The following is a 26,825-nucleotide window of genomic DNA, read 5'->3' as shown; positions in this document are numbered from 1 at the left end:
ATGACCTTCACCACCTGGACGGGAACGACAGCCAACATGAGCAGTACGAGGAAGCATCGGAGCCTGGGATCTCCAAAATACTAGCACGAGCCCCTCTGCGCTCGATCTCTACCGCACACAGCCTTTCACAAACGACATATAGATGTGATCTGTCGACCGTTCCTGAAAGAACTGCACGCGAGTGCGCCCCATTGCGCGAGCTACCGTCACGCCAACGGGTACGCCACGAAAGAAAGTCTTACCTTGCAATCGCACACCCTCCCCGGAGCGCGAACGGTGCAATTTGCGCGTGCTACGCTTCCAGCGTTCGGTGATGCATTCGACCACGGATGACACGTCCAGCTCAGTCGCGCCCGAGTAAATGGGTGCACCTTCAAACACATCATGCGTTCGTGAACACGATATGAGCATGGCGCATCCAAATGCCGCGGCAAGCATCCAGTTCCTTCTCGTTCGGCGGTGATGCGAGTATCGCTCCGCTCCGGCAATCCCGACTCGCAGCACTGCTGCGCAATTGTCGTGGGCATCCCCGCTTCGGGCAAAGCGTGCAGAAAGCCGGTTTAAGGCTGCGTGTATACTCACGGTTTGTTGCCCTATGGATAAGTGCCCCCTGCGGGCTTGCTACCGAATGAAGGTTATCACTAGTCTTTTTTTTCTCGTCGTATGTTGCTGGACCTATCACCTGGCTCATGCGCAACCGAAACCCTCACCACTAGCCGACTACGCCTTTCTCAGACGCATCCATGTTCGCGAAGCGGTCGTAAATTGCATCGCGGCGTTCGACCAATGGGTTCGAACTGGGCAGCGCTACGATTCAATTATCGTTTCGGCGGGCAATGCGTTACACGCAAGAGTATTGCCCGGGAGAGGCGCGCAAGAATCAGGGCAATCGGCAACACTCGATGCAACGGTAGATATGCCTGCAGTCGCCAAGCTTCGACAAAAGTATGTGTGGATTCCCGTCACGGCTTCCTGTGGTGTCTGGAAGAAGCACGTCGTTTCCTTTTCACTTAGGCCTAGAGAGCGACGCCCATAAAGCGCACGCTGGCTGCCGTTGCACCCGAAGCTTTTAACGACTTTACTGGTAGTCATGCTTGTCCGAGCGCGTCAGCGCGATTGGCAAGGCGTCTGCAGCAAAACGAATGCTACGCACGCCGTAGCGGTCGGAAGAATGGGGCTGGCCAGCAGCCAGAGGGCACTGACGGATTCGTCAGAAAATCCCCGTCGCACAAGGATGATCTCGGCCGGACTGGGTGCGTTGGCGATGACCGTTAGCCCTCCCCCCGATCACCGCGCCTGCAACCAGCAGATATCTTGCTTCATGCGATAGCCTGCCGCCGATCTCGTGCCCGTTGTCCTAGCCGACGCTCGCATTCTTTCCTTGACGCTCTGTTAAAACTAGCCACCACTCGCCGGGAAGCCGATAACGTCACGTGGTCGATCGAAGATTCGGATACCGCGAAGTGGCGAACGTCAGGCACCTAAAGATGCCGATGCGCTCTTCAGCAAGGGGAGGCATGTTCACACCTTAATGGCCATCAAGACATTCTCCGGTTGCACAGACAGCTTACGTGCGGTGGGCCAACTGCACGTAAGTCGTCTTTTCGCCTCTCGAGAACGTCAGCATAGGGTTATCCCGTCCACAGCAAGCGGGTTATAAACTCGACCTGCCGCGGCTACACTGTAAACTTTTTCCGTGGCGCCACATCTTTTCTGCGTAGTTGCCCTACTTTCAGGCAGAACGGCTTTCTCATGGTTCATGGATTGACAGTTCAACGTTCGCGCCCGGCATGGTGGCGCAGGGCGGCGACGCTTACCGGATTCGTGCTATTGCTATGCATGGCGGCGCTTTGCGAAGCCCAGACGGCGTGGACCGATACGCGCGTTTCTCAGCAGACCATCAAAACAACGATATGCCGCAGAGGACACCTCGCAGAGGTGATGCCTTCATTCGACGAGCGCATGCGACTGAAAGCGGGACTGCTTGAGCAACGAAATATACCGGCCGAATCGGCTACCGCTTACGCTCTCGACTTCCGCATGCCCGTACTACTCGGCGGGGCACCAGACACACCCGAAAATATCGACTTGATACCGTGGGAAGGCGAACACGGTGAACGCCGCAAGCGGCGCTTTGCTGTATTCCTGAGACACTGCGTATGCGCGGGTGCGCTTCCTCTGACTCGCGCGCAGAAGGCAATTTCTGGGGACTGGCCGAATCAATATCCGAATCTATGGTCGTTGACCTGCAAAGATGTTCAATAGGTGTACGAGTCCTTTGGTTACCGCTTCCTACGCTCAAGTCGGCTGCCACATTCCCCGAACCGAAAATTCAAGAATCGAAAGCGATTTTGATGCCGCCGTTATTCATTCAAGGTGTCAACGCGACATTCAGCGTGAATGTCGCGGGCGCTGTCAGGTCGGTGGGGAGGCGGCGGTAGAATGAAGTGATGAAAAAAACGAAATCACCTTTCACGGCCACCGCTTCCCTGCAGTCGTTATCAATTGCGCGGTTCGCTGGTATTGATATGACTTTCAGCGGTGGCGCATGGTTCGGATCCAGCGCCGCAGCTCGATCGCGTCCTGAAAGTGCGCGTGCGGATTCGGAGCGCCGAGCAGCACGATCACCATCATGTGTCCGCTCACCGGCGTCATCACGATCAGGCAATGACCGGCCTCGTTCGTAAAGCCTGTTTTTTGCAGCGCAACGTGCCATGACGCGCGATGCACGAGCGGATTGGTGTTGTGATACATCAGCGGGCCGTCGCCGCCAAGAACGACTTGCCTATGGGACGTCGAATACGATTGTATCTTCGGATACCGGTACGCGGCGCTTGCGAGTTTCACCAGATCGCGCGCGCTCGATACGTTCTGCGGCGACAGTCCGGTCGGATCGACGAAATGGCTGTGAGTCATATGCAGACGCCGCGCCTTGCGATTCATCGCTTTGACAAAGCCGGCACGTCCGCCCGAATAATCACGGCTCAGCGCAAATGCCGCGCGATTCTCCGACGACATCAGCGCGATATGCAGCATCGTTCGACGCAGCAGCAGCGAGCCGACCGGCAGGCGCGAGCGCGACCACTTCAAGCGGTCGACATCGGCGTCCGTGATGCGTGACGGCTTGACCAGCGAGCGTTTCGAGTCGATCACCACCATTGCGGTCAGAAGTTTGGTCAACGAGGCGATCGGGAGGCGCTGATCCGCATGCTTCATATACAGCGCGCGCCCGGTCGTCAGATCGACGACCATCGCAGCGCGCGCGAGCACCGCGGGTTTCGCCACGACGCGTTTGATATGACTGGCGCGCGCCATCGCGGGACCGGCGAATAAGGAGAACAAAACCAGGATCAGGATGCACGCACGCATGCCCCGACGCTCACGAAACATCTGCCGGACGTATTGCCTGCTGCGCGAGCCGGGCGCGCCCGGTCCGTGGCAGCGGGAGTGGCGGCGAGCAAAGCGCCGGCGCATCCGTCGCGTGGACGCAAGGGGTCGAACGGAAAAACAGGAGTTTGCCGGTGCGTGCTGCCGGCACTTCGAATGTGGGAAAACTCATGAAGGAACGGCGGGAAGCGGTGATATTGAACGACGGCGACTCGGCTCGCGTGCCGTCACGAATGAAGAGAGGCCGGACCCGATGCCAACTTTGCATGGCCACGCCCGCCACGCTCATTCGCGCTACGCACGCGTCGCGAAGCTCGGGCTTGTTCGGATACCGCTGTCGGTGCGCTTGCCTAACATCTGTCCGCATGCCTTCGGGGCGACCGTGTCTTCGGAGGCGTAACCGTAGAGATCGAAACTTAAGCGAAACTTAAAACGTCAATCGGTTCACAGGGTCGGCACCGCGAAAGCGAAGCCCGGGGTCAAGCGTGAGAACTCAGTAATGGTCAGCGTGCGCGTTCCGCAACCGGTCCGGACGGCCCGCCGCGGCAGCGAGGTTGGTGATCGGGATCACCTGCCGCGAATATAGGACATTCCGAAAACAAAAGGATGCCCACTCGAGACCGGCGTGATCGGCGGGATCGTCGTGGCTGGCTGAGACCTCTTCCAAGGTCGAGCGCGCCGTGCCAATCGTGGCTTGAGCAGTTTCCTCTAGTGTGCGTAGCCATTCCGCACTACGTCGCTTGCGCTGCCGCAGCCTCCTGTACTTTCGTCGAGCCCACCGCATAAGCCGTAGGTCGATGTAGCCGAAGAGGCTGTGCATCGCCGCCCGGTAGAACGCCCCATAGTAGTTCCACCACCCTTGTATCGTCGTGTTGCATTGCTGCGCAAGTTCATCCAGCGTCGCCGATGTTCGTCGGTGTATTCGCCGACTTCGCACGTGCTGTCTCATCCGCTTTAAGGCATCGCTGCTCACCGCTGGCAGAAAGCCAGTAAATCGCCGCTGGTATTTGCTCAATGCCCCTCTCGGTCTAAACGTAAAACCGAGGAACGTAAACTGCACGTTCGGATAAGTGCCAGTGCGATTGCTGTCCTTGCGATACACGATCTTCGACTTCTCCGGATGCATCGTCAGGCCACAGTCTTCCAGCCGTGATGCAATCGCTCGCATGACGGCTTGCGCCTGCGCCAGACTGCGGCAATGAACCACCGCGTCGTCGGCGTAGCGCGCAAAGGGAGACTGAGGCCATGTCCGCTGCATCCAGTTATCGAACGCATAGTGCATAAACAGATTCATCAGGATCGGGCTGACCACTCCGCCCTGTGGTGTACCCCGCGTTCGGGGCAAAATAGTCCCCTCCGCAGTTTCGAACGGCGCAGCATGATTATCGCGCGGACCCTAGCCTCCAGATGGGAGATCGCAGGCCGGGCGGCGAGCAACGCCCCCATTGCTCGCGCGGCGAAGTCCAGGCCATTAGCCACGCAAGATCGGCGACTACCGCTCTTGTCGGCGCCGCTCGCTCCGCTCCGTACAAGATCGAGCTCGTTCTGTTTCAGCCTGAGGACCAAGGAAGAAACCAGTGAGCCCGTGGCTCAGGGAATTCGTTACGCCGGTGGCGACCATCGCGTTCGGCAAAATCAGCTATGAAAGATCTTTGTCGATCAGATGCGTTGTGGTAAATGCAGGTAAGCACCAGAGGGGTGAATTACGAGACACTCCGCCGCTACGTGGATTGGGTGTATCAGGTTCAGGGCGGCAAGGAAAATATAAGCATTGTCGTAAGGGACCGCGATCGCGCGATGATCAAGAGTTGGATTGGATCAACTGCATCAGATTCTCAGCCGGACACCGCCGCCGCATCCTCCTCAACAACCTGGCGGCAATTCATCCAAAAGAGCGAAGCGCTGGAGCAAGTAGATAAATAGGGTATCGAAGGTGATCGCGTTCGCGAACGATGCGGTACGCCTCCAATGACCGTGGGCTGTCCGATGACAGCTTTCTGCGTCTGTGCCGGGCGCGAGACAGAATGAGCGCCGTTAGGGAGTGGCTTGCAAATTCACCGGGGACCGCCGCACGACAGAACTTCGGCGAGATGCCGCGTGGCTCAATGAAAATGCGGGCAATTGAATGGCCGAACGAATACGTGTTCGGCGCGCTGGAGCGGCCACCTGCCGAGCGACGCTTGTCAACAAGTGGCACTTTGAATGCCACCGAAGTTCGTCGACGAGCACTCACCCGCCTATCGGGCGCGCGTTCACGGTAGCCAAAGCTCAGTCAGAATTGTGCATCGCACAGTGAATTTTCCCGGTGCTGCAGACTTTGCAGTACCCGAAAGACGAAGCTTACGTTCCTGCAGACTTTGTTGTGCACCGATAACAACAAAAAAAAAAGCGTCACGTTGCCGTGACGCCTTAAAAAGTTCTAGCCATTCCGAGGGCCGTGCTAGAACCTGAGAGAAGGTAATTCGAAAGGCGCAAGCGCATTGGACGGGAAATCGATCCTGGATTTTGGGATTTTCCGCTCGCGCGCACCACAATGCAGCGGAGACAAGCGACTTTCGAAATGAGGTTCCATTTTTTATGGTTATGCTGACTAAGTCAAGCAAAAAGATGTAGTCGACCATCGATCGGCAATTCCTTCCGATACAATGACTTTTCTTAAAAATGTATGAATGGGTGCCCCGGTTTGGAGATGTCCCTGCCTCTGTGAGCGGCCGTCAACAGGTTGTCGCACGAACAATTTGAAATGCTGTTCCAAAAAAACGCATGAACCGATCCACTCCCAACCAACCCGTCGCCGCCAAGGTCCCCGCCAGCAAAGACCGAGACGGCCCAGGCGATGAAGTCACCGCGCTCGCGCGCGGCCTGACCGTGCTGCGCGCCGTCGCCGCCGCACACGCACCACTCAGCAATCGCGAACTCGCCGAGTTGACCGGCATCCCGAAGCCCACCGTGTCGCGCATCACCGCGACGCTCGTGGGCACCGGTTTTCTGCTGCGACTACCCGACAGCGAGCGCTTCGTGCTGACCTCGTCGGTGCTCGAACTGAGCAACGGCTTTCTGCGCAACTTCGACATCCGCTCGCGCGCGCGGCCGTTTCTGATCGAGCTCGCGGAACGCACCGCGTTGTCGGTGCATCTGGCGGTGCGCGACCGCTACGACATGGTCGTCATCGACGCGATCCGACCGCGTTCGGCGGTGCTCGTGTCGCGACTCGAAATCGGCTCGCGCATGAGCTTGACGCGCACCGCCGTCGGCCGGGCGTACCTCGCGGCGCTCGCGCAACCGGACCGCGACCGTCTGCTGGTCGGCCTGCAGACGGCCGAAGGTGACGATTGGGGCTATATCGGCAGCCGTCTCGCAAGCGCGATCCAGGATACCCTCGAGCGCGGCTTCGCAATTGCCACCGGCGAGTGGTACAACGGGCTGAACGCGATCGCGCTCGGCTTCGTCGGGCCGTCGGGCGAGCGCTACGCAGTCAATTGCGGCGGCTCGGCCGACCAATGTCCGCGCGACTGGCTGATCGCGCACGCCGCGCCCGCGCTGCTCGAATGCATCGACAAGATCGTCCTGGAGATCGGCGGCACGCCGGGGCGCCGGCTCGACGAATAAGCCGTCGGCGGCAACCGGCGCCAAACGGCGCCCCGCGCGGATCGAACGCGGCGCCAGCCGCCCTCGATCTGCGGGAGTGGCGACGGCGGCCCGCCCTCGCCCGACCATTCGCCGACATGCTGTAACCTTCGTAATCAACCGAAAAATACGCGGCTGGACTGTTACAGACGCCGCAACGTACGATCACGCATCCCGTCGCGGGACCGCGCGCCGCGCGCCGTGAGCGTCGTCGAAACGGCCGCGTCCAGCCGTGATGATTCCGCATTGCGTTAACATCCCTGTCCCGCGCCTCGGGTAGCATCGCGCTGAACATTGCGCGGCGCCCGCCGCCACGACCGCCTGACATGCCGCCCATGTGCCGGCCCACCGCCCTTCGAATGGCGGCGAGCGCATCGGCGGCTCACATCATCAAGCCAGCCACCCGACCGAACCGATGGACGAACAACAAAAGCACCCGGAAACCCAACGCCCTGCCGCTCCCCAGCCGTCCGCGAACGGCGCGCAATCGAGCGCGCCCGGCGCGGTGAAACGCCATCGCGGTCGGACCGTCGCGCTGATCGTCGCGGCGCTGGTCGTGCTCGGCGTCGTACTGTGGCGCTGGCATCCGTGGGGCGGGCCCGGCAGCGGCGCGAGCGCGCCGGGGGCGGCGAGCGGCGTGCGCAGTGGCCGCTTCGGCCGCGGCGGTCCGAACGCGATGGCCAACATGGCGCAGCCGGTGCACGTCGCCGCCGCGACGCAGGGCGAGATGCCGGTCGTGCTGACCGCGCTCGGCACGGTCACGCCGCTCGCCACCGTCACCGTGCTGCCGCAACTGAGCGGCGTGCTGCAGGACGTCTATTTCAAGGAAGGCCAGATGGTCAAGAAGGGCGACGTACTGGCCCAGATCGACCCGCGCCCGTACGAAATTTCGCTGCGCAACGCCGAGGGCACGCTGGTGCGCGACGAGGCGCTGCTCGCCACCGCGCGTCTCGATCTGAAGCGCTATCAGACGCTGCTCGCGCAGGACTCGATCGCGAGTCAGCAGGTCGACACGCAGGCGTCGCTGGTACGGCAATACGAAGGCACGGTGAAGTCCGATCAGGCGAACGTCGACAGCTTCAAGCTCGACCTCGTGTACGCGCGCATCACCGCGCCGGTGTCGGGACGCGTCGGTCTGCGTCAGGTCGACCCGGGCAACTACGTGACCTCGGGCCTCACCAACGGTATCGTCGTGATTACGCAGCTCGATCCGATCAGCGTGGTGTTCACGACTTCCGAAGACAATCTGCAGCAGATCATCCAGCACACGCAGAACGGCGAGTCGCTGTCGGCCACCGCGTACGACCGCAGCAACACGCATCCGCTCGAAGTCGGCTCGCTAAAGACGATGGACAATCAGATCGACACGACCACCGGCACGATCAAACTGCGCGCGATCTTCAAGAACAAGGACAACGGCCTGTTCCCGAACCAGTTCGTCAACACTCGCCTGCTCGTCGATACGATCAGGAACGCGGTGATCGTGCCGACCTCGGCGGTGCTCAACGGCTCAATGGGTCCCTTCGTGTACGTCGTGAAGCCCGACAACACGGTCACCGTGCGCCAGGTCAAGGTCGGCCCGGTCGACGGCGAGCGCACCAGCATCCAGTCGGGCCTCGCGGTCGGCGAGCGCGTCGTGATCGACGGTTCGGACCGGCTGCGCGAAGGCGCGAAGATCACGATTCCGGCCGAGCGGCCGCGTGGCGCATCCGGCGCGCACGGCGCGAGCGCTCCGGCGAGCGCCTCGGGCGCGCACGCGCATCGCGGCCGGCATGCGGCGCAAGCATCGCAATAAAGTAAAGGCACGGCACTTACCGCATGAATCCATCCCGCGCGTTTATTCTGCGTCCTGTCGGCACCGCGCTGCTGATGGCGGCGATCATGCTGGTCGGCCTCGTCGCGCTGCGCTTTCTGCCGCTGTCCGCGCTGCCCGAGGTCGACTATCCGACGATCCAGGTGCAGACCTTCTATCCGGGCGCGAGCCCGGACGTGATGACGTCGTCCGTGACGGCGCCGCTCGAAAGGCAGTTCGGGCAGATGCCGTCGCTGAACCAGATGTCGTCGCAAAGCTCGGCCGGCTCGTCGATCATCACGCTGCAGTTCAGCCTCGACCTGCCGCTCGACATCGCCGAGCAGGAGGTTCAGGCGGCGATCAACGCGGCGGGCAACCTGCTGCCGTCCGACCTGCCCGCGCCGCCGATCTACGCGAAGGTCAACCCGGCCGACGCGCCGATCATCACGCTCGCGATCACGTCGAAGACACTGCCGCTCACGCAGGTGCAGGATCTCGCCGACACGCGTCTCGCGCAGAAGATTTCGCAGGTCGCCGGGGTGGGTCTCGTGAGCCTGTCGGGCGGCCAGCGCCCGGCGATCCGCATTCAGGCGAACCCGCGCGCGCTCGCCGCGTACGGCCTGAATCTCGACGACCTGCGCACCACGATCTCGAACCTGAACGTCAACACGCCGAAGGGCAATTTCGACGGTCCGACGCGCAACTACACGATCAACTCGAACGACCAGTTGACCGACGCCGACGAATACAAGAGCGCCGTGGTCGCGTACAAGAGCGGCCGTCCGGTGATGCTGACCGACGTCGCGAGCATCGTGGCGGGACCGGAGAATACGAAGCTCGGCGCGTGGGTCGACAACACGCCCGCGATCATCCTGAACGTGCAGCGCCAGCCAGGCGCGAACGTGATCCAGGTGGTCGACAGCATCAAGGCGCTGCTGCCGCAGTTGCAGCAGTCGCTGCCCGCCGCGCTCGACGTCGAGGTCGTCACCGACCGCACCACGACGATCCGCGCGTCGGTGCGCGACGTGCAGTTCGAACTGGCGATGTCGGTCGTGCTGGTCGTGCTGGTGATGTACCTGTTCCTCGCCAACATCTACGCGACGATCATTCCGAGCCTGTCGGTGCCGCTGTCGCTGATCGGCACGCTCGCGGTGATGTACCTGTGCGGCTTCTCGCTCGACAACCTGTCGCTGATGGCGCTGACCATCGCCACCGGCTTCGTCGTCGACGACGCGATCGTGATGATCGAGAACATCGCGCGCTACGTCGAGGAAGGCGACACGGCGCTCGAAGCCGCGCTGAAGGGCTCGAAGCAGATCGGCTTCACGATCATTTCGCTGACGGTCTCGCTGATCGCGGTGCTGATTCCGCTGCTCTTCATGGGCGACGTGGTTGGGCGCCTGTTCCACGAATTCGCGATCACGCTCGCGGTGACGATCGTCATCTCGGCGGTCGTGTCGCTGACGCTCGTGCCGATGATGTGCGCGAAGCTGTTGCGCCACACGCCGCCGCACGACAGTCACCGTTTCGAGGCGAAGGCGCACCGCTTCATCGACTGGGTGATCGCGCGCTACGCGGTCGCGCTCACGTGGGTGCTGAACCGTCAGCGCTCCACGCTGGTCGTCGCGGTGCTCACGCTGGTGCTGACCGGCCTGCTGTACGCGTTCGTGCCGAAGGGCTTCTTCCCGGTGCAGGACACCGGCGTGATCCAGGCGATCACGCAGATGCCGCAGTCGGTGTCGTTCGCATCGATGGCCGAGCGTCAGCAGGCGCTCGCCGACCAGATCCTGAAGAACCCGGACGTCGAAAGCCTGACCTCGTTCATCGGCGTGGACGGCAGCAACATCACGCTGAACAGCGGCCGCATGCTGATCAACCTGAAGCCGCGCGACGACCGCAGCAATACCGCGAGCGAGGTGATCCGCCAGTTGCAGAAAGACGTCGCGCATATTCCGGGCGCGTCGCTGTACATGCAGCCGGTGCAGGACCTGACGATCGACTCGACCGTCAGCCCGACGCAGTATCACTTCATGCTGACCGATCCGAACATCAGCGAATTCACCACGTGGGTGCCGAAGCTGGTCGACCGGTTGAAGCAGTCGCCCGAGCTCGCGGACGTCGCGACCGATCTGCAGGACAACGGCCGCTCGGTATTCATCGAGATCGACCGCGCGACCGCCGCGCGCTTCGGCATCACACCGGCCACGATCGACAACGCGTTGTACGACGCGTTCGGCCAGCGCATCATTTCGACGATCTTCACGCAGTCGAACCAGTACCGCGTGATTCTCGAAGCGCAGCCGACGATGCAGCACTACACCACGTCGCTGAACTCGATCTACCTGCCCTCTTCCACGTCGACGGGCGGCCAGGTGCCGCTGTCGTCGATCGCGAAGTTCATCGAGCAACCCGCGCCGCTGCTCGTCACGCACCTGAGCCAGTTCCCGGCCACCACGGTGTCGTTCAACCTCGCGCCGGGTTCGTCGCTCGGCGCGGCGGTCAAGGCGATCCAGCAGGCCGAGAAGGACGTCGGTCTGCCCGCGTCGTTCCAGACGCGCTTCCAGGGCGCGGCGCTCGCGTTCCAGGCGTCGCTCGCCAACGAGCTGTTCCTGATCCTCGCGGCGATCGTCACGATGTACATCGTGCTCGGCGTGCTGTACGAGAGCTTCATCCATCCGATCACGATTCTGTCGACGCTGCCGTCGGCCGGCGTCGGCGCGCTGCTCGCGCTGCTGATCACCGGCCACGATCTCGACATCATCGGCATCATCGGCATCGTGCTGCTGATCGGTATCGTGAAGAAGAACGCGATCATGATGATCGACTTCGCGCTCTACGCCGAGCGCGAGGAAGGCAAGCCGCCGCGCGAGGCGATCTACCAGGCGTGTCTGCTGCGCTTCCGGCCGATCCTGATGACCACGCTCGCCGCGCTGCTCGGCGCGCTGCCGCTGATGCTCGGCACCGGCGCGGGCTCCGAGCTGCGCCGGCCGCTCGGTATCGCGATCGCCGGCGGCCTGATCGTGAGCCAGCTGCTTACCCTGTTTACGACGCCGGTGATCTACCTCGCGTTCGATTCGCTCGGCCGCCGGCTGCGCGAGCGTTTTAACCGCGGCGATTCGTCCGGCAGCGCCACGCCGCCCGCCACCGATGCAGGGAACTGAGCGATGAACCTGTCGCGTCCGTTTATCTCCCGACCAGTCGCCACCACGCTGCTGGCGATCGGCATCGCGTTGTCGGGGGTATTCGCGTTCACGAAGCTGCCGGTCGCGCCGCTGCCGCAGGTCGACTTCCCGACCATCTCGGTGCAGGCGTCGCTGCCGGGCGCGAGCCCGGAGACCGTCGCGACGAGCGTCGCGAGTCCGCTCGAGCGGCATCTCGGCTCGATCGCCGACGTCACCGAGATGACGTCGCAGAGCTCGGTCGGCTCGACGCGCATCACGCTGCAGTTCGGCCTGAACCGCAACATCGACGGCGCCGCGCGCGACGTGCAGGCGGCGATCAACGCGGCGCGCGCCGACCTGCCCGCGAGCCTGCGCAGCAACCCGACCTACCACAAGGTCAACCCGGCCGACGCGCCGATCCTGATTCTCGCGCTGACATCGAGCACGCTGACGGCGGGCCAGCTCTACGATTCGGCCGCGACGGTGCTGCAGCAGTCGTTGTCGCAGGTGCAGGGGGTTGGCGAAGTGGATGTCAGCGGTTCGGCGAATCCGGCCGTGCGCGTCGAGTTGCTGCCGCATGCGCTGTCGCATTACGGCATCGGCCTCGAGGACGTGCGCGCGGCGCTCGCCGCGGCCAATGCCAACAGCCCGAAGGGCTCGATCGAGTTCGGCGAGAACCGCGTACAGCTGTACACCAACGACCAGGCAAGCAAGGCGTCGCAATACAAGGACCTCGTCATTGCCTATCGCAACGGCGCGCCGGTCAAACTCTCCGACATGGGCGAAGTCGTCGATTCGGTCGAAGATCTGCGCAATCTCGGTCTCTTCAATGGTAAGCGCTCGGTGCTCGTGATCCTGTACCGGCAGCCGGGCGCGAACATCATCGAGACCGTCGACCGCGTGAAGGCGATGCTGCCGCAACTGCACGCGTCGCTGCCCGCCGACGTCGACATTTCACCGACCTCGGACCGTTCCACTACTATCCGCGCGTCGCTGCGCGACACCGAACGCACCCTCGTGATCGCGGTCACGCTCGTCGTGATGGTCGTGTTCCTGTTCCTGCGCAACTGGCGCGCGACGCTGATTCCGAGCGTGGCCGTGCCGATCTCGATCATCGGCACGTTCGGCGCAATGTACCTGATGGGCTTCTCGATCGACAATCTGTCGCTGATGGCGTTGACCATCGCGACCGGCTTCGTCGTCGACGACGCGATCGTCGTGCTCGAAAACATCTCGCGCCACATCGAAGACGGCGTGCCGCGCATGAAGGCCGCGTTCCTCGGCGCGCGCGAGGTCGGCTTCACGGTGATGTCGATCAGCATCTCGCTCGTCGCCGTGTTCCTGCCGATCCTGCTGATGGGCGGCATCGTCGGGCGGCTGTTCCGCGAGTTCGCGCTGACGCTGTCGCTCGCGATCGCGGTGTCGCTGGTCGTATCGCTGACGCTCACGCCGATGATGTGCTCGCGCCTGCTGCGCGAGCCGTACGAAAAGCATGAGGAAAATCGCTTCGGCCGCTGGCTCGAACGCGGCTTCACGTCGATGCAGCGCGGCTACGAGCGCACGCTCGGCTGGGCGCTGCGGCATCCGCTGCTGATCGTCCTCGTCCTGCTGCTGACCATCGCGCTGAACGTCGCGCTTTATATCATCGTGCCAAAGGGCTTCTTCCCGCAGCAGGACACGGGGCGCCTGATCGGCGGCATCCAGGCCGACCAGAGCACGTCGTTCCAGGCAATGAAGGGCAAGTTCTCGCAGATGATGGAAATCGTCGGCAAGAACCCGGCGGTCGACAGCGTGGTCGGCTTCACCGGCGGCCGGCAGACCAACTCGGGCTTCATGTTCGTGTCGCTGAAGCCGAAGAGCGAACGCAAGCTGTCCGCCGACCAGGTGATCCAGCAACTGCGTGCGCCGCTCGGCGACGTGGCCGGCGCGCGCACGTTCCTGCAGGCGGTGCAGGACATCCGTGTCGGCGGCCGGCAATCGAACGCGCAGTATCAGTTCACGCTGCTCGCCGACTCGACGCCCGATCTGTACAAGTGGGGGCCGAAACTCACCGAGGCGCTGCAGGCACGCAAGGAGCTCGCGGACGTGAACTCCGACCAGCAGCAAGGCGGTCTCGAAGCGATGGTGACGATCGACCGCGCCACGGCATCGCGCCTCGGCATCAAGCCCGCGCAGATCGACAACACGCTGTATGACGCGTTCGGCCAGCGCCAGGTGTCGACGATCTACAACCCGCTGAACCAGTATCACGTCGTGATGGAAGTCGCGCCGCAATACTGGCAGAGCCCGGAGATGCTGAAGCAGATTTTCGTCAGCACGTCGGGCGGCAGCGCGAGCGGCGCGCAGACCACCAACGCGCCGGCCGGCACCGTGACGTCCAGAGCGACCAGCACGTCGACCACGACGAGCGCGGCAACCGGCGGCACGGCCGCCACCACCGCGACGAGCGCGGCCAGCATCGCAGCCGACTCCGCGCGCAATCAGGCCATCAACTCCATCGCGGCGAGCGGCAAGTCGAGCGCGTCGTCGGGCTCGGCGGTGTCGATCGCGAAGGAGACGATGGTGCCGCTGTCGGCGATCGCGAGCTTCGGGCCGGGCACCACGCCGCTATCGGTCAATCACCAGAGCCAGTTCGTCGCCTCGACGATCTCGTTCAACCTGCCGCCGGGCGTGTCGCTGTCCACCGCCACGCAGGCGATCTACGACACGATGGCCGAGATCGGCATGCCCGCCACGATTCACGGCAGCTTCCAGGGCACCGCGCAGGCGTTCCAGCAGTCGATGTCCGACCAGCCGATCCTGATCCTCGCCGCGCTCGCGGCGGTGTACATCGTGCTCGGCATCCTGTACGAGAGCTACATCCACCCGCTGACGATCCTGTCGACGCTGCCGTCCGCGGGCGTCGGCGCGTTGCTCGCGCTGCTGCTGTTCAAGACCGAGTTCAGCATCATCGCGCTGATCGGTGTGATCCTGCTGATCGGCATCGTGAAGAAGAACGCGATCATGATGGTGGACTTCGCGATCGACGCGTCGCGCAAGGGAATGTCGTCGCGCGACGCGATCTACCAGGCCTGTCTGCTGCGCTTCCGGCCGATCATGATGACCACCTTCGCCGCGCTGCTCGGCGCGTTGCCGCTCGCGTTCGGCAGCGGCGAAGGCGCGGAGATGCGCGCGCCGCTCGGTATTTCGATCGTCGGCGGGCTGATCGTCAGCCAGATGCTGACGCTCTATACGACGCCGGTCGTCTATCTGTACATGGATCGCATCCGCGTGCGCTGGGAGGCGAGAAAGGCACGCCGCGCGGGTGGCGCGGCGCCGACGTCGTCATGATGTAGTGATGGTGGCGCTCACAGCTTCTGCTCGATGGCCAGCGAGAAAATCCGCTGCCATCGGCGCGCCGCCCGCTCGTTCGACATCGGCACGAGCCACTCGCCGTGCCGTGAGTCCTTGACCTTCAGCGCGAGCCGCGCCTGTGCGTCGCGGCCCTGTGCTTCGGCGCCGAGCAGATCGGCGAAGATATACGCGCCCTGCTGGTCGCCGACGCGAATCTCGCAGAGCCGCTTGGCCGCCGCGAGCCGCACCGAGCCCCAACTGCCCTTCAATTCGTGCGTCCAGTCGCCGTCGCGCACGTTCGGCGCGACTTCGCGGCGCCGCTGCCGCCAGTACGCGAGCGCACCGGCGATCAGCAACGCAACCAGCACAGCCACACCCTCCGCCACCGCCAGCCCGAAAGCGGCCTGCAGCGCATAAAAGGCACGCACCGCGCCGTACCCCAGCGCGATCAGCGCAATCAACGCAACGACAATCGGCATCGCAAGCTCATCCGGCAAATGGTTTTAGTCGGCTAGCGCGGGCAAACGCGACGGCGCGTTCGGCTCCTCACTGCCCCTCACTGTCCCTTATGGGCGGCCGACCACGCCTTGAGCGCGTTCAGCGTGTTCTCGACATGCTTGTCGGGCGACAGGCTCGTGTACTCGTAGATGATCTTGCCGTCGGGCGAGATCACGTACGACACGCGATTCGCCATGCCGGCCTTCAACGGCATGGCCGCGTCGTATGCGTTGATCACCTTCGCGTCGGCGTCGGCCGCGACCGGGAATTTGCTGCGGCATTCGCTGACCGAAAACTTCGTCAGCGTATCGATATTGTCGTGCGACACGCCGATCACCGTCGCGCCGTACTTCTTGTATTGGTCGACCGCATCGGCGAACTCGTGCGCCTCGATCGTGCAGCCCTTCGTGAACGCGGCCGGATAGAAGTACAGCACGACCGGGCCCTTCTTCAGTTCGTCGGCGAGCGAATACGTGTAGGTCTTGCCGCCGAGCGAAGCCTCGGCGGTAAACGTCGGCGCCGTATCGCCGGGCTTCAGGGTTGCCGAGGCGAGCGGCGAATGCATTGCGAATCCGAACGCCATGACGGCGGCCAGTACCGCCGGTATGTGTTTTGTCTTCATCTGCTCCTCCACGCGTGAGCGCACGCAATTGATCGGGTCCATTGGAGACAGCTTCGGCCGACGCCACAGGCCTTCGCTGAACTTCCTATTGGACCATGGATGCTCACGCGGCGTGGGTCGTCGCCCGGAGCACAAGCGAATCGAAAGGGTGCGGCGCGCGAGCTCGACGCCTCAAACGCCCAATTCCGCCACGTGCGCGCCGAACCACGCCGCCGCCGACAGGTTCAGCTCCGACAGCACGTCGAGCGTCAGCGCGTGGAAGCCCGCCGCCGTCGCGACCGGCGCCGCGTCGCCGCCCTCGCCCGCGACCTCGGCGATCAGCAGCAGCGCGCCCAGTTCGCCCTTGCGCGCGACGATTGCGTCGCGAATCTGCGGCGCGAGGCCGAGTTTCTCGAGCACCGCGTCCGGCGTGCTGTCGAGCACGATGTGCACGAGCGAAAAAATCCCGGTCATGAACGCGGCGTCGGCGAATTCGCCGTCGGCCGGACGCAGCCAGTTCGCGGCGAGTTCCATGAACCGCGAGCGCGTCGCCGCCAGTTGCACGAGCGGATCGGCGCGCCACGGCAACTCGCCGGTGTCCGCGTACAGCAGCAGTTGCGCCCAGCGCGCGATCTGCCGCGTGCCGGTCGCGATGATCGCCTCGCGCAGCGACGCGATGTTGCGCCCGAGGCCGAATGCACTCGAATTGACGAGCCGCAGCAGTTGCACCACCACGCCCGGGTTGACCTTCAGCTCCGCCTCGAGCTCGACGATGCCGGCGTCGCGCGACAGCAGCGCGAGCAGCCGCAGCAGGCCCGGACGCAGCGAGCGGTTGCGCGGCGCGGCCAGCACCTGCGGCCGCGCGAAGAAGTAGCCCTGGAACAGATCGAAACCGAGCTCGTGGGCAAGCGCGAAGTCCTCGCGCGTCTCGACTTTCTCGGCGAGCAGCGTCTTGCCGTGGCCGCGCAGCGTCGACGCGAGCTGCGCGACGGCGCGGCGCGGCGTCTGCAGGAAATCGATCTTGACGATGTCGGCGTACGGCAACATCGCGCTCAGCTCGTCGGACAGATCGTGCACGTCGTCGAGCGCGACCTGGAAGCCGGCGCCGCGCAACTCGCCGAGACGACGCGCGAGCGAGGCGTCGTAGCGCACGGTTTCGAGGATTTCGAGCACGAAGCGCTCGGGCGGCATCAGATGGACGATGTCGCTAAAGAGCAGCGCGCGATCGATATTGACGAAGCCGCGATGCTGGCCGAGCACGGCGGGTACGCCGATTCCGCCGATCGTGCGCGCGACCACCTGCGCCGTGGCCTGCGTGTCGTCGCTGATTTCGGCGTAGTTGTACGTTCCGGCACGGAACAGCAGCTCGTAGGCGTGAAGCGCGCCATCGCGATCGAGAATCGGCTGGCGGCCGACATAGACGTACTGCGGGGCAGCGTCCAGCTCCCCGTGCTCACGATAGCCGGCCGACGCGCCGGCGAGGACATCACGCACCTCGACGTCCCGCGGGACGGGCCGTGGGGCTCTGGCGGACCTGACGACGGGGCGTTCGGGATTGGATCATCAGTGCAAGGTTCGGAAAGTCTATGCAGCGCGACGTCATCAGCGTCGCCAAATAAAGGGGATTCGCCGTATTAACGGCCGCGAGGCGACGTCACTTTAACCGAATCGTCCCGGCGACGGCGCCGGGCTTCTCCTTACCAGATGTTTTTCTCCACGGGCCGCTAAAGATTTCCCCGCACGCGTCGTTATCTCGTTCTGATGGGGCGGCCTGCTATCTCCTGGCCGCCCGGAGCGGCGGACAAGCAGCCCCGCCCGCGGACGAACCCAGGTTGCCAGCGACAAACATGGAAGCGAACACGATCACCGCGCCCCGCCGGGGCTCCTTGCGCACGGTCATCGACCGGCTGCGGGCGTTCGGCCGGCGCGAGGACGACGACCAGCCGAGCAGCGCGAACCGCCCGCCCCCACTGGAACAGGTGGTCGGCGCGGTCGATCTGCTCGCGCACGTCGACGATGCGCTGCGCTTCATCTACGTGTCCGACGCGAGCCTGCGCTTCATCGGCTATCACCGCGAATACCTGAAAACCGCGACGCTGCACGATCTGGTCGCGCCCGCCGACGTGCCGCGCCTCGACGCGCTGCTCAAGCACGCGGCGGCCTCGGGCAACGTCGAGAAAGCGACGCTCGGGCTCGTCAAGTCGCTGACCTATCCGATCACGGTCGAGCTGCGGGTCGTGCGCAGCAGCCACGACGGCGTCGACGGCTACGCGATCGCCGGCTTCGACGTGTCGTCGTGGCGCGCCACCGAAGAGCGCCTGACCCAGGCGCTGCATCTGGACCGGCTGACCAGCCTGCCGAATCAGTCGGGCTTGCTGCACGCGTTGCTCGACGCGCAACAGAAGGCCGACGCGCACGGCACGCCGGTCGCGCTCTTGCTGCTCGATCTCGACGACTATCAGCGCGTGAATCGCGCACTCGGCTACGACGCCGGCGACGAGATGCTGCGCGACACGTCGCGGCGCCTGTTGAACATGACGAGCCCGAACGAAACGATCGCGCGCGTCGCCAGCGACGAGTTCGCGATCCTCGTGAAGCCTGCCGCGAGCCGCACCGACGCGGCGGCGGCCGCCGAAGCGCTGGCGCGGCGTCTGTTAACCGCGATCCAGCAGCCGTACGTGTTCAAGGGTCAGCAGGTGCACCTGTCGGCCAGCATCGGCATCGCGCTGTACCCGGACGTGCGCCACGCCAACGACACCGGCGGCCACGACACGCACCTGCTGCGCTGGGCCGACCACGCGCTGTTGCAGGCGAAGGCCGCGGGCGGCAACACGCTCGCGTTCTACGTACCCGACGACAACCCGGCCGACGCCGAGCGCCTCAAGCTCGAGGCCGACCTCTACGACGGCGTACGCAACGGCGAGTTTTCGCTACACTTCCAGCCGATCACGAGCAGCCGCACGCGGGGCGTGGTCGGTGTCGAGGCGTTGATTCGCTGGACGCATCCGGTGCATGGCCTCGTGCCGCCGTCGATGTTCATTCCGCTCGCGGAGTCGATCGGGCTCATCAACTTTCTCGGCAACTGGGTGCTGAAGGTCGCGTGCATGCAACTGATCCAGTGGGACGCGAAGGGCATTGTGCTGCAGTACGTGGCCGTCAACGTGTCGCCGCAGCAGTTTCGCGATCCGCGCTTCAAGGACTCGGTGCGCGAGGCGATCGAGCTGACCGGCATCGATGCGCGCCGCCTCGTCTTCGAGATCACCGAAAGTCTGCTGATGCACGATCCGGCGCACGCGAAAGGCTTGCTCGAAGAGCTGACCGCGATGGGCATCCGCTTCGCCGTCGACGACTTCGGCACCGGCTATTCGAGCCTCGCGTACCTGCAGCGTTTTCCGCTCGCGAAGCTGAAGATCGACCGGAGTTTCGTGGAGAATCTGCTAACCTCGCGAAACGATCAGGCAATCGTTAGCGCTGTCGTCGGCCTTGCGCAGACGCTCGACCTCGAACTGGTAGCCGAGGGCGTCGAAACGGAAGCGCAACGCGCGTTGCTCACCGAGATGGGCTGCGATCACATTCAGGGCTGGCTCGTTTGCAAGGCGCTGCCGTCCGAGGAACTCGCGCAGCGCTTCGAATCGCGCGAGCTTCAGTTGCACGGCGCGTAACGGGCGATGCAGACACGACGCCCAGGCAGCGCAACAAGCCGGCTCACGACCGGCATGGCATTCACTGGAACACGTATGGCTTTTGCGGGACTCACATGGTAAAGGCGGCAGTGCTCGACCGGCTCTGGACGCGAATGAGCGAGCGCGGCGATTTCCCTATGCTGTCGCAATCGCTGCGCACCACCATGGCGGCAGTGACCAACGACGACCTCGACTTCACCGGCCTCGTGCAAGTGGTGCTGTCGGACTTCGCGCTCACGCAGAAGGTGCTGCGGCTCGCGAACTCGGCGATGTACATGGCGTTCGGCGGCAACATCACGACCGTGTCGCGCGCGCTGATGGTGCTCGGCATGGATGCGGTCGGCCATCTGGTCGTCGGTCTGAAGATCGTCGATCACTTTCATCAAAGCGCGCCGCGCCGCATCGACGCGAAACTCGAACTGAACCGCACGCTGCTGTCGGGCTGCGTCGCGCGCAAGCTGACCGAGCGCGGCGACTTGCGCGCCGGTGAGGAAGCGGTGGTCTGCACGCTGATGCGGCAGATCGGCAAGCTGCTGGTCGTGTTCTATCTCGACGCCGAATGGGACCAGATTCGCCGCCATATCGACGGCGGCGCACTCGAAACCGATGCGTGCGTGCTCGTGCTCGGCGTGACGTTCGATGAAATCGGCGCCGAAGCCGCGGTGCGCTGGCGCCTGCCTGACACGATCCGCTCGGGCATGGGTGAGTTCGATCCGGAGGATGTGACGCAACCGCGCCAGGTGCAGTGGCTGCGCGCGATCACCAATTACTCGACCGCGGTCGCCGACGTGCTCACCCAGCAGAACATGCCCGAGGGGGAGCGCGAGGCACGCATCGGCGAGCTTGCGCACGAGTACAGCATCGCGCTGAACACCGACCCCGAGGTGCTGCTGCAGATGAGCGTCGCGCTAGCACGCGAGGATGGCGGCGACAGCGTGATGCGCGAGATCGTCGAGTTACGCGCGAATGCCGATGCGATCGCGCGCGAGGCGCTTACACCCGAGGCGCGCATCGAGATCGGTGTGAAGGATCTGCGCGGCCTGCCCGAGGGCAGCCCGCTCGCACCGACGCTCGCGATGGCCGCCGAGACCGTGCTCGCGGCGCTCGGCTTCTCGCGCACCGTGGTGTACGTCAAGCACAGCAGCGGCACGTTCAAGGCGCGTCTCGGCTTCGGGCCGAAGATCGACGCGGCGCTGCCGCGGCTCTCGTTCAGCACCGCGTTCGAACCCGACGTATTTCATCTCGCGATCGCGAACTCGGTGGGCATCTTCATCGAGAATGCGCGCGATCCGAAGATGGTCGCGCGGCTGCCCGAGTGGTTCCGGCGCTCGTTCGACGACGCGCGCGCGTTCGTGCTGCTGCCGATCGTCGACGAAACCGATCAGACGGTCGCGCTGCTCTACGGCGACTGGTCGCATACGCAGGAGGCGCGCCGCATCTCGCAGAAGGAGATGAGCGTGCTCAACGAACTGGCACGGGAGTTAGGACGTTTTTTCGGCCAGGGGCAGATGCGGGAAATGGAGACGATGTGAAGACCTGGCGTGATCGTTGATCACGCCGCTTCACTTCGATCCTTTCCGTGTTTGCCCGAAAACGATTTTATCCGGGCACCGTATGGGGCTTTTACCCCACTCAATCCTCGATCCGCTCGAGCCCTTCCGCGCTGCGATCCGCGACGCCGGCCCATGCGCCGGCCGCGAGACCCATCTGCGCCACCTCTTCCACGGTCAACGGAGCAAGACGCTCGCATAGCGTGGCGACGCGCTCCCATGCGCCGCCTTCGAGCGCTTCGACCGCGCTCAACAGCAGACCCAGCCTGCCCTCGCGATGCAGGATCGCGGCCTGGATCGGTCGCGACAGCGTAAGGATGTTCAGCGTATTTTCGAGCGAGCCGCCGAACACCGCGTCGACGAACGAAAACACACCGGTCAGGAAGGCCGCATCGGCTTCGTCGCGGCCCGCCTCGGGCATGCGCTCGATCGCGAGTTCCATGAAGCGCGCGCGCGTGGCCGCGAGTTGCAGCAGCGGATCGTCCTCCAGCGCGACCTTGCGGCCGTCTGCGTAGAGCAGCAGCTGCGTCCAGCGCGCGATGCGGTCGGTGCCGGTCGCGTTGATCGCGTCGCGCAGCGTCGTCACCTTGTGACCGACCGCGAGGCCGCTCGAATTCGCGAGCTTCATCAGATGCATGACGAGCACCGGGTTCAGCTTCAGCTCGGCTTCGAGCTGCGCGACCGTCGGGTCGCCCGCGAGCAGTTGCAGCAGATTGAGCAGCGCGTGGCGTGGCGCGCTGACTCGGCGGGTCGCCGAGCTTTGCGCGCGCGCGAAGTAATAACCCTGGAAGCGATCGAAGCCGAGCTCGTGCACCGTTTCGAAGTCGGCCTGCGCATCGATACCTGATGCGAGCAGCAGCTTGCCAGCCGACTTCAGCACGCTCGCGAGCTTCGGCAGCAGCGCGCGCGGTGTGCGCGTGACGTCGATCTTGACGACTTCGGCGTACGGCAGCAGCTTCGCGAAAGTCTCGTTGGGCTGCGTGACGTCGTCGAGCGCGAAGCGGTAGCGGCGGCCATGCAGATACACGACACGCGCGATCAACGCGTCGTCGACTTCGAGCGATGAAGGCAGCTCGAGCATGAAGCGCTCGGCGGGCAGTCTCAGGATCGCGTCGTCGAGCAGCAGCTCGCGGCTCACGTCGACGTAGGCCGGATGGCCGGTCAGCGCGCCGCGCACGTCGCCCTGCACGAGCCCGCGCACGATCGCGCGCGCGACGCGTTGCACCGGCGTGGGCGCGCGGCCCGGCAACGCGTCGGTTTCGGGAGGGAGATCGGTATTGGCTTGCGGGGCGGTGAGGTCCGCGTCGGCGAGCGGCAGCTCGGGCGCACGCACCTTGATCTCATAGCCGCACAGCATGCCGTCCCGATTCAGAATGGGCTGCCTTGCGTAGCTGGCGGTGAGCGACGCGTCGTCGGTCGTGCCGCTGTGGCTCAGAGTCTCGATTGCGATGGTGGTCATTCCAGTCCCCCGCTCGGCGCCGCTGGCGCCTGGCCGCTATGTTCTGTTTTTCGCTGCACGTTGGCGCGTTTCTGTGACGTTGCAAGCTCCGTCGCGCGCGGCAGTGTGCGTCGCAATTTTATCGCAGCGTCATTGGGCACGAACAGGCTTACGAGGCAATATCTCGAAATATTTGATGCGTACTTGGTTGCACGTTTACGTCCCGGCCGACAACAGGGGTGCCTACCTCAAGCACAGTTTCGTCATGCTACTCGCTAGCCGTTTTCAACATAGCCCATTTCCACTGCGATGCGCTGAACCCCAGCCGCAAACGTACGGAAACTATCCGAACGATTGTCATGTACTGACAAAACCGCCGACATTGTGCGGGCGCCCGAGAGCTTTTGAAAACTCGGTGCGATCCGCTTCAGTTCAACCGACGGCTTTTGCCAGACGTCGGGATCAGAAAATCTCTTTCGCAACACAGTTGTCGAAACTCCAATATCTGAGAACACTATTGTCAGTGACTCGACGTCCCCTAGATACCAGCTCTCCAACTCCTGACAGACAAGGCGGATCAGCGTGTCCGCCCGTCCAGCCTCAGCACATATTTTTGCAAGCCGTTGCTTCAAATCCGCGCAATTTGCATTGTCGTTATCACGAACAATCACAAAGCGAACGCCCGGCTCCCTCCACGCTTTGAGCTTACGAGAAATACTTCTGTCAAGGTCAGATTTTCCTTCATGAGGAACGCATTGAAAGTGTTCGGGAGCCGTTAGACCGGGGAGGAAGCGAGGAAGCAACCCTTCTAGAAGAATCTTCATTGAAGGCTCTTCCAGTAAAAAAATGATCCGTCCGTTCACCGATTAACACCCTCAAATAGGCCTTGCTTCCACAAATAACCGGGCAGGTCACCCGCTGCATATAGTGATCGCAGATTTTCCGATTCATCAGCGCGTGAGATTGCGGTAAAGCCGTCAGTCTTGCGAAGGCAAAATATCTCATCAAGCGATAGAGCGTTGAGAAAGTCTGGGGAATGAGTGGAAATGAAAACTTGTCCACCACGCTCCGCGTAGTCGCGAAATTCCTCGGCGAGTTCGGGAAGCAGTTCAGGGTAAAGCTGATTTTCAGGTTCTTCCACAGCGAGCAAGGGGTACGGCTTTGGATCGTTGAGCAGAACAAGGTAAGCAAACATCTTTATCGTACCATCTGAAACATAACGTGCGATAAAGGGATCCTTAAAGCTGCCGTCTTGGAATCGGAGCACCAGTCTACCGTCTTCAGTTGGCTTTGCTTCCACTACAGCGACGCCAGGCACCCGCCGTTGCATTGCTGCCAGCACGCGATCGAAGCAATCTCGGTGATTCTCGTACAGATAGTTTGCGACCAAGGGAAGGTTGTCGCCCCGCGTCGACAAGTGCTCTGCAAAACCTTCCTCTTGACTCGGACGAGCCTCAGAAACATGAAAATCGGAGATATGCCAATTTTCGATCATCATGCGGAACGCACTGGCTGCTTTAAATCGCTCAAACTGCCCGAGCCCCTTGATAGCAAGGATATCTGGAGCGTCCAACTCCTGTTCTTCACGGTTCAGTGCTTCATCTGGCTTCGAGAAATCCTCTTCATTAGTTATTGCGTAGCCCCTACCCATTGAAAAATCCAAGAAACGAAATGGTGCGCCATAACTGCCTCGTTTGTATCGCAGAATTTCGCGAGTCACAACCGTACGGCCCGTCTTGTTCTGCTCAAATTTTAGGACGTACGTTACGAGACGCTCATGACCTGTGATCTCCAGCCGAAATTGGAGAGTCAGTTCAATAGGACTCTTTTCTCCGCCACGGCTGGCAAGCTCACGGAAGCCGCCGCGCCTAGTTACAGCTTTCGCGACGTTCATTGACAATGCGTCTTTGAGAAAGGAGAAGACGTCAAAGAGCGTAGACTTACCTGTTCCATTCGCGCCGACAAGTACACATAGACGCGGGATATTGTGTATCTTCGCATCTTTAAACAAACGAAAATTCTTTATCTCAATAGATTCGATCTGCATTTTGTCCAACCTGGGTTGTCGCGCTGGATTTTCCCATTTTTCTTTTGGATCAGCGTCGATTGGATAAGGGCAACCTTATACGTTTGAACCTCAAATGCCATATTTACATTGCATTTGCACGAGCAGCAAAAAACAAGCCGCGATCGGCGGTTGTCTCCTTCGGCGGAGCCACCTACCGAATTTTTTCGCAACGGTCGATCTGTTGACGCGTAAGCCACAACGCTTGGCAAGCTGCGCTTGCAACAGTCCCGCTTTCTTGCGCAAGACGAGCCCAACTTCGCCATCGAGCACGCCAATCCCGTTCATAACGCGTCAAATGGAACATTCTGTTGTCGTCATGTTACCTGAACGCTACTGGATCAACAGCATGAAATCGCCTCGGCGCACAGTTCTGGCAACTTTGCACTCTTTGACCGAATTCAATCAATACGGTCGTTTCGTGTTGTTTGCGCTGGGACACTGTGCGTTACGGCGGCATCGAGATGAGACTACCTTAATGTACGCAGCAACCTGCAGCGCGGGCCAGCCCCCTGCATCGGTTCGCCACATAACGCTGCCAACCGTTGACAGCGAGGCAGTTGACGACTGCGTTCTTCAAAGCGGCCACCTGGCAGACACCCACAACGTGATTGAAACCAAAATCGGCTCTCCAGCCTTTAGCACTGGACTCAGCAATTTCCTTTGCGCCCCGACAGCGAAAACTTCAGTTCTGTAAGCGGCAAAATGCAAACGGCCGCAACGCGGCCGTTTGCATCTGATACATCGAAATCTCTAGACGTCGCTACTTCAGCACCACCTTGACGTCGAAGTATTTGGCGGCGAGGCGGTCGATCGTGCCATCCGCCTTCAGCTCCTTCAACGCGCCGTTCAGCGCATCCTTTAGTGCCTTGTCGTTCTTGCGCACACCGTAGCCGACACCCGCGCCGAGCAGCTTGTCGTCGCTGACGGCCGGACCGGCGAACTCGAAGCCCACGCCCTGCGGCTTCTTCAGAAAGCCCTTCGACGCCGCTTCAGCGTCCTGGAACGACGCATCGAGACGGCCCGACGCGAGGTCCGCGTAGATCTGGTCCTGCGTCTGATAGGGCACCACGTCGACCCCGGCCGGCGCCCAGCGCGCCTTCGCATAGGTTTCCTGGATCGTGCCCTGCAGCACGCCGACGTGCTTGCCCTTCAGCGATGCGGGCGTCGGCTGCAGAGCGCTGCCCTTCTTCGCGATCATCTGGTTCGGGATCGTGTAGATCGGATCGGTGAAGTCGATCGCCTGGCGACGCTGGTCGGTGATCGTCATGTCCGAGTTGATCGCGCTGAACTTGCGGGCCTCGAGCGCCGGGATCAGGCCGTCGAACGAGTTCTCGACCCACACGCATTTGGCCTTCAGCTTCGCGCACACGGCATTGCCGACGTCGATGTCGAAGCCCTGCAGCTCGCCAGCGGGCGACTTCGATTCGAACGGCGCATACGACGCCTCGACGCCGAAGCGCACTTCCTTGATCTCAGCCGCCGACGCGGTGCCTGCCGTCAACACCGCCGTCGCGAACAGCGCGAGCGCGGCCAGGTTGGGCCAATTCTTCTTCATTACGGATGTTCCTTTACGGTGTGGACTGAAACCGAGCCGATTCTGCGCGCACAGGCGGATTACGCCCGCCGCGCTTCGGACTCGCGCGGCCGGCGTGACCCGTAGATGCGACAGCCGCGAAGCCCGCGATTG

Annotated in this window: 17 protein-coding genes and 1 pseudogene; 8 read left to right on the top strand and 10 right to left on the bottom strand. The window is 62.8% G+C overall.

All coding sequences use genetic code 11. From position 1 onward, the window contains the following. Window positions 1–595 precede the first annotated feature (595 nt). A complete protein-coding gene (locus F6X39_RS37680; RefSeq protein WP_409340124.1) occupies window positions 596–1,036 on the top strand; it encodes a BspC domain-containing protein in 441 nt (146 codons plus the stop codon). 71 nt (window positions 1,037–1,107) lie between these two features. On the opposite strand, the pseudogene F6X39_RS27370 reads toward F6X39_RS37680, so the two are convergent. The 3 genes and pseudogenes from F6X39_RS27370 to F6X39_RS27360 all read right to left on the bottom strand — a co-directional run. Beyond that, window positions 1,108–1,330 (bottom strand): annotated as a pseudogene (locus F6X39_RS27370) (putative Na+/H+ antiporter); the annotation flags it as partial. A 1,205-nt stretch (window positions 1,331–2,535) separates the two neighbouring features. Further along, complete coding sequence (locus F6X39_RS27365; RefSeq protein WP_316251729.1) at window positions 2,536–3,285, bottom strand: serine hydrolase; 750 nt, start codon at window positions 3,283–3,285, stop codon at window positions 2,536–2,538. Between the two features lie 595 nt (window positions 3,286–3,880). After that, window positions 3,881–4,732 (bottom strand): reverse transcriptase domain-containing protein, encoded by an 852-nt coding sequence (locus F6X39_RS27360; RefSeq protein WP_262414829.1) that lies wholly within the window; start codon window positions 4,730–4,732, stop codon window positions 3,881–3,883. 353 nt (window positions 4,733–5,085) lie between these two features. Between F6X39_RS27360 and F6X39_RS27355 the strand changes: the two genes are divergently transcribed. The 5 genes from F6X39_RS27355 to F6X39_RS27335 all read left to right on the top strand — a co-directional run bounded on the left by F6X39_RS27355 (window position 5,086) and on the right by F6X39_RS27335 (window position 15,297). Next, on the top strand, window positions 5,086–5,310 hold the full coding sequence (locus F6X39_RS27355; protein WP_187618876.1) for a hypothetical protein: 225 nt from the start codon (window positions 5,086–5,088) through the stop codon (window positions 5,308–5,310). Between the two features lie 840 nt (window positions 5,311–6,150). Further along, entirely contained in the window at window positions 6,151–6,996 is an 846-nt protein-coding gene (locus F6X39_RS27350; RefSeq protein WP_187618875.1) for an IclR family transcriptional regulator, read from the top strand. Window positions 6,997–7,429: 433 nt separating this feature from the next. Next, window positions 7,430–8,809, top strand: a complete 1,380-nt coding sequence (locus F6X39_RS27345; RefSeq protein ID WP_187618874.1) for an MdtA/MuxA family multidrug efflux RND transporter periplasmic adaptor subunit — start codon at window positions 7,430–7,432, stop codon at window positions 8,807–8,809. A 23-nt stretch (window positions 8,810–8,832) separates the two neighbouring features. After that, window positions 8,833–11,967, top strand: coding sequence for an MdtB/MuxB family multidrug efflux RND transporter permease subunit (locus F6X39_RS27340; RefSeq protein ID WP_187618873.1), 3,135 nt, complete (start codon window positions 8,833–8,835; stop codon window positions 11,965–11,967). Between the two features lie 3 nt (window positions 11,968–11,970). Further along, complete coding sequence (locus tag F6X39_RS27335) at window positions 11,971–15,297, top strand: efflux RND transporter permease subunit (RefSeq protein WP_187618872.1); 3,327 nt, start codon at window positions 11,971–11,973, stop codon at window positions 15,295–15,297. Window positions 15,298–15,314: 17 nt separating this feature from the next. Here the strand turns inward: F6X39_RS27335 and F6X39_RS27330 are convergent, their stop codons facing one another. The 3 genes from F6X39_RS27330 to F6X39_RS27320 form a co-directional block, all read right to left on the bottom strand. Then, window positions 15,315–15,779 carry a hypothetical protein gene (locus F6X39_RS27330; RefSeq protein ID WP_090804017.1) on the bottom strand — a complete coding sequence of 155 codons (465 nt, stop codon included), beginning with the start codon at window positions 15,777–15,779 and terminating at the stop codon, window positions 15,315–15,317. Window positions 15,780–15,856: 77 nt separating this feature from the next. Next, window positions 15,857–16,420, bottom strand: a complete 564-nt coding sequence (locus F6X39_RS27325; protein ID WP_184032947.1) for a peroxiredoxin — start codon at window positions 16,418–16,420, stop codon at window positions 15,857–15,859. A gap of 171 nt (window positions 16,421–16,591) precedes the next feature. After that, the gene (locus F6X39_RS27320) at window positions 16,592–17,893 is read right to left on the bottom strand and encodes an EAL and HDOD domain-containing protein (RefSeq protein WP_187618871.1); all 1,302 of its coding nucleotides are present in this window, start codon (window positions 17,891–17,893) and stop codon (window positions 16,592–16,594) included. 353 nt (window positions 17,894–18,246) lie between these two features. Between F6X39_RS27320 and F6X39_RS27315 the strand changes: the two genes are divergently transcribed. Both F6X39_RS27315 and F6X39_RS27310 read left to right on the top strand, forming a co-directional pair. Then, entirely contained in the window at window positions 18,247–20,061 is a 1,815-nt protein-coding gene (locus F6X39_RS27315; protein ID WP_187618870.1) for a putative bifunctional diguanylate cyclase/phosphodiesterase, read from the top strand. 95 nt (window positions 20,062–20,156) lie between these two features. Beyond that, window positions 20,157–21,614, top strand: a complete 1,458-nt coding sequence (locus F6X39_RS27310) for an HDOD domain-containing protein (protein ID WP_184032941.1) — start codon at window positions 20,157–20,159, stop codon at window positions 21,612–21,614. A 100-nt stretch (window positions 21,615–21,714) separates the two neighbouring features. On the opposite strand, the gene F6X39_RS27305 is transcribed toward F6X39_RS27310, so the two are convergent. From F6X39_RS27305 to F6X39_RS27290, 4 genes are all read right to left on the bottom strand, one after another. Next, window positions 21,715–23,091, bottom strand: coding sequence for an EAL and HDOD domain-containing protein (locus F6X39_RS27305; protein ID WP_187618869.1), 1,377 nt, complete (start codon window positions 23,089–23,091; stop codon window positions 21,715–21,717). A gap of 254 nt (window positions 23,092–23,345) precedes the next feature. Then, the gene (locus F6X39_RS27300; RefSeq protein WP_222945334.1) at window positions 23,346–23,894 is read right to left on the bottom strand and encodes a DUF4276 family protein; all 549 of its coding nucleotides are present in this window, start codon (window positions 23,892–23,894) and stop codon (window positions 23,346–23,348) included. A gap of 35 nt (window positions 23,895–23,929) precedes the next feature. Next, the gene (locus F6X39_RS27295) at window positions 23,930–25,117 is read right to left on the bottom strand and encodes an AAA family ATPase (protein ID WP_187618867.1); all 1,188 of its coding nucleotides are present in this window, start codon (window positions 25,115–25,117) and stop codon (window positions 23,930–23,932) included. A 781-nt stretch (window positions 25,118–25,898) separates the two neighbouring features. After that, window positions 25,899–26,693: an ABC transporter substrate-binding protein gene (locus tag F6X39_RS27290; RefSeq protein WP_187618866.1), complete on the bottom strand. Its 795-nt coding sequence runs from the start codon at window positions 26,691–26,693 to the stop codon at window positions 25,899–25,901. Window positions 26,694–26,825: the final 132 nt, after the last annotated feature.

The sequence above is a fragment of the Paraburkholderia sp. UCT2 genome (assembly GCF_014397665.1).
GTDB lineage: Bacteria > Pseudomonadota > Gammaproteobacteria > Burkholderiales > Burkholderiaceae > Paraburkholderia > Paraburkholderia tuberum.
This window is presented reverse-complemented; position numbering and strand designations above follow the sequence as displayed.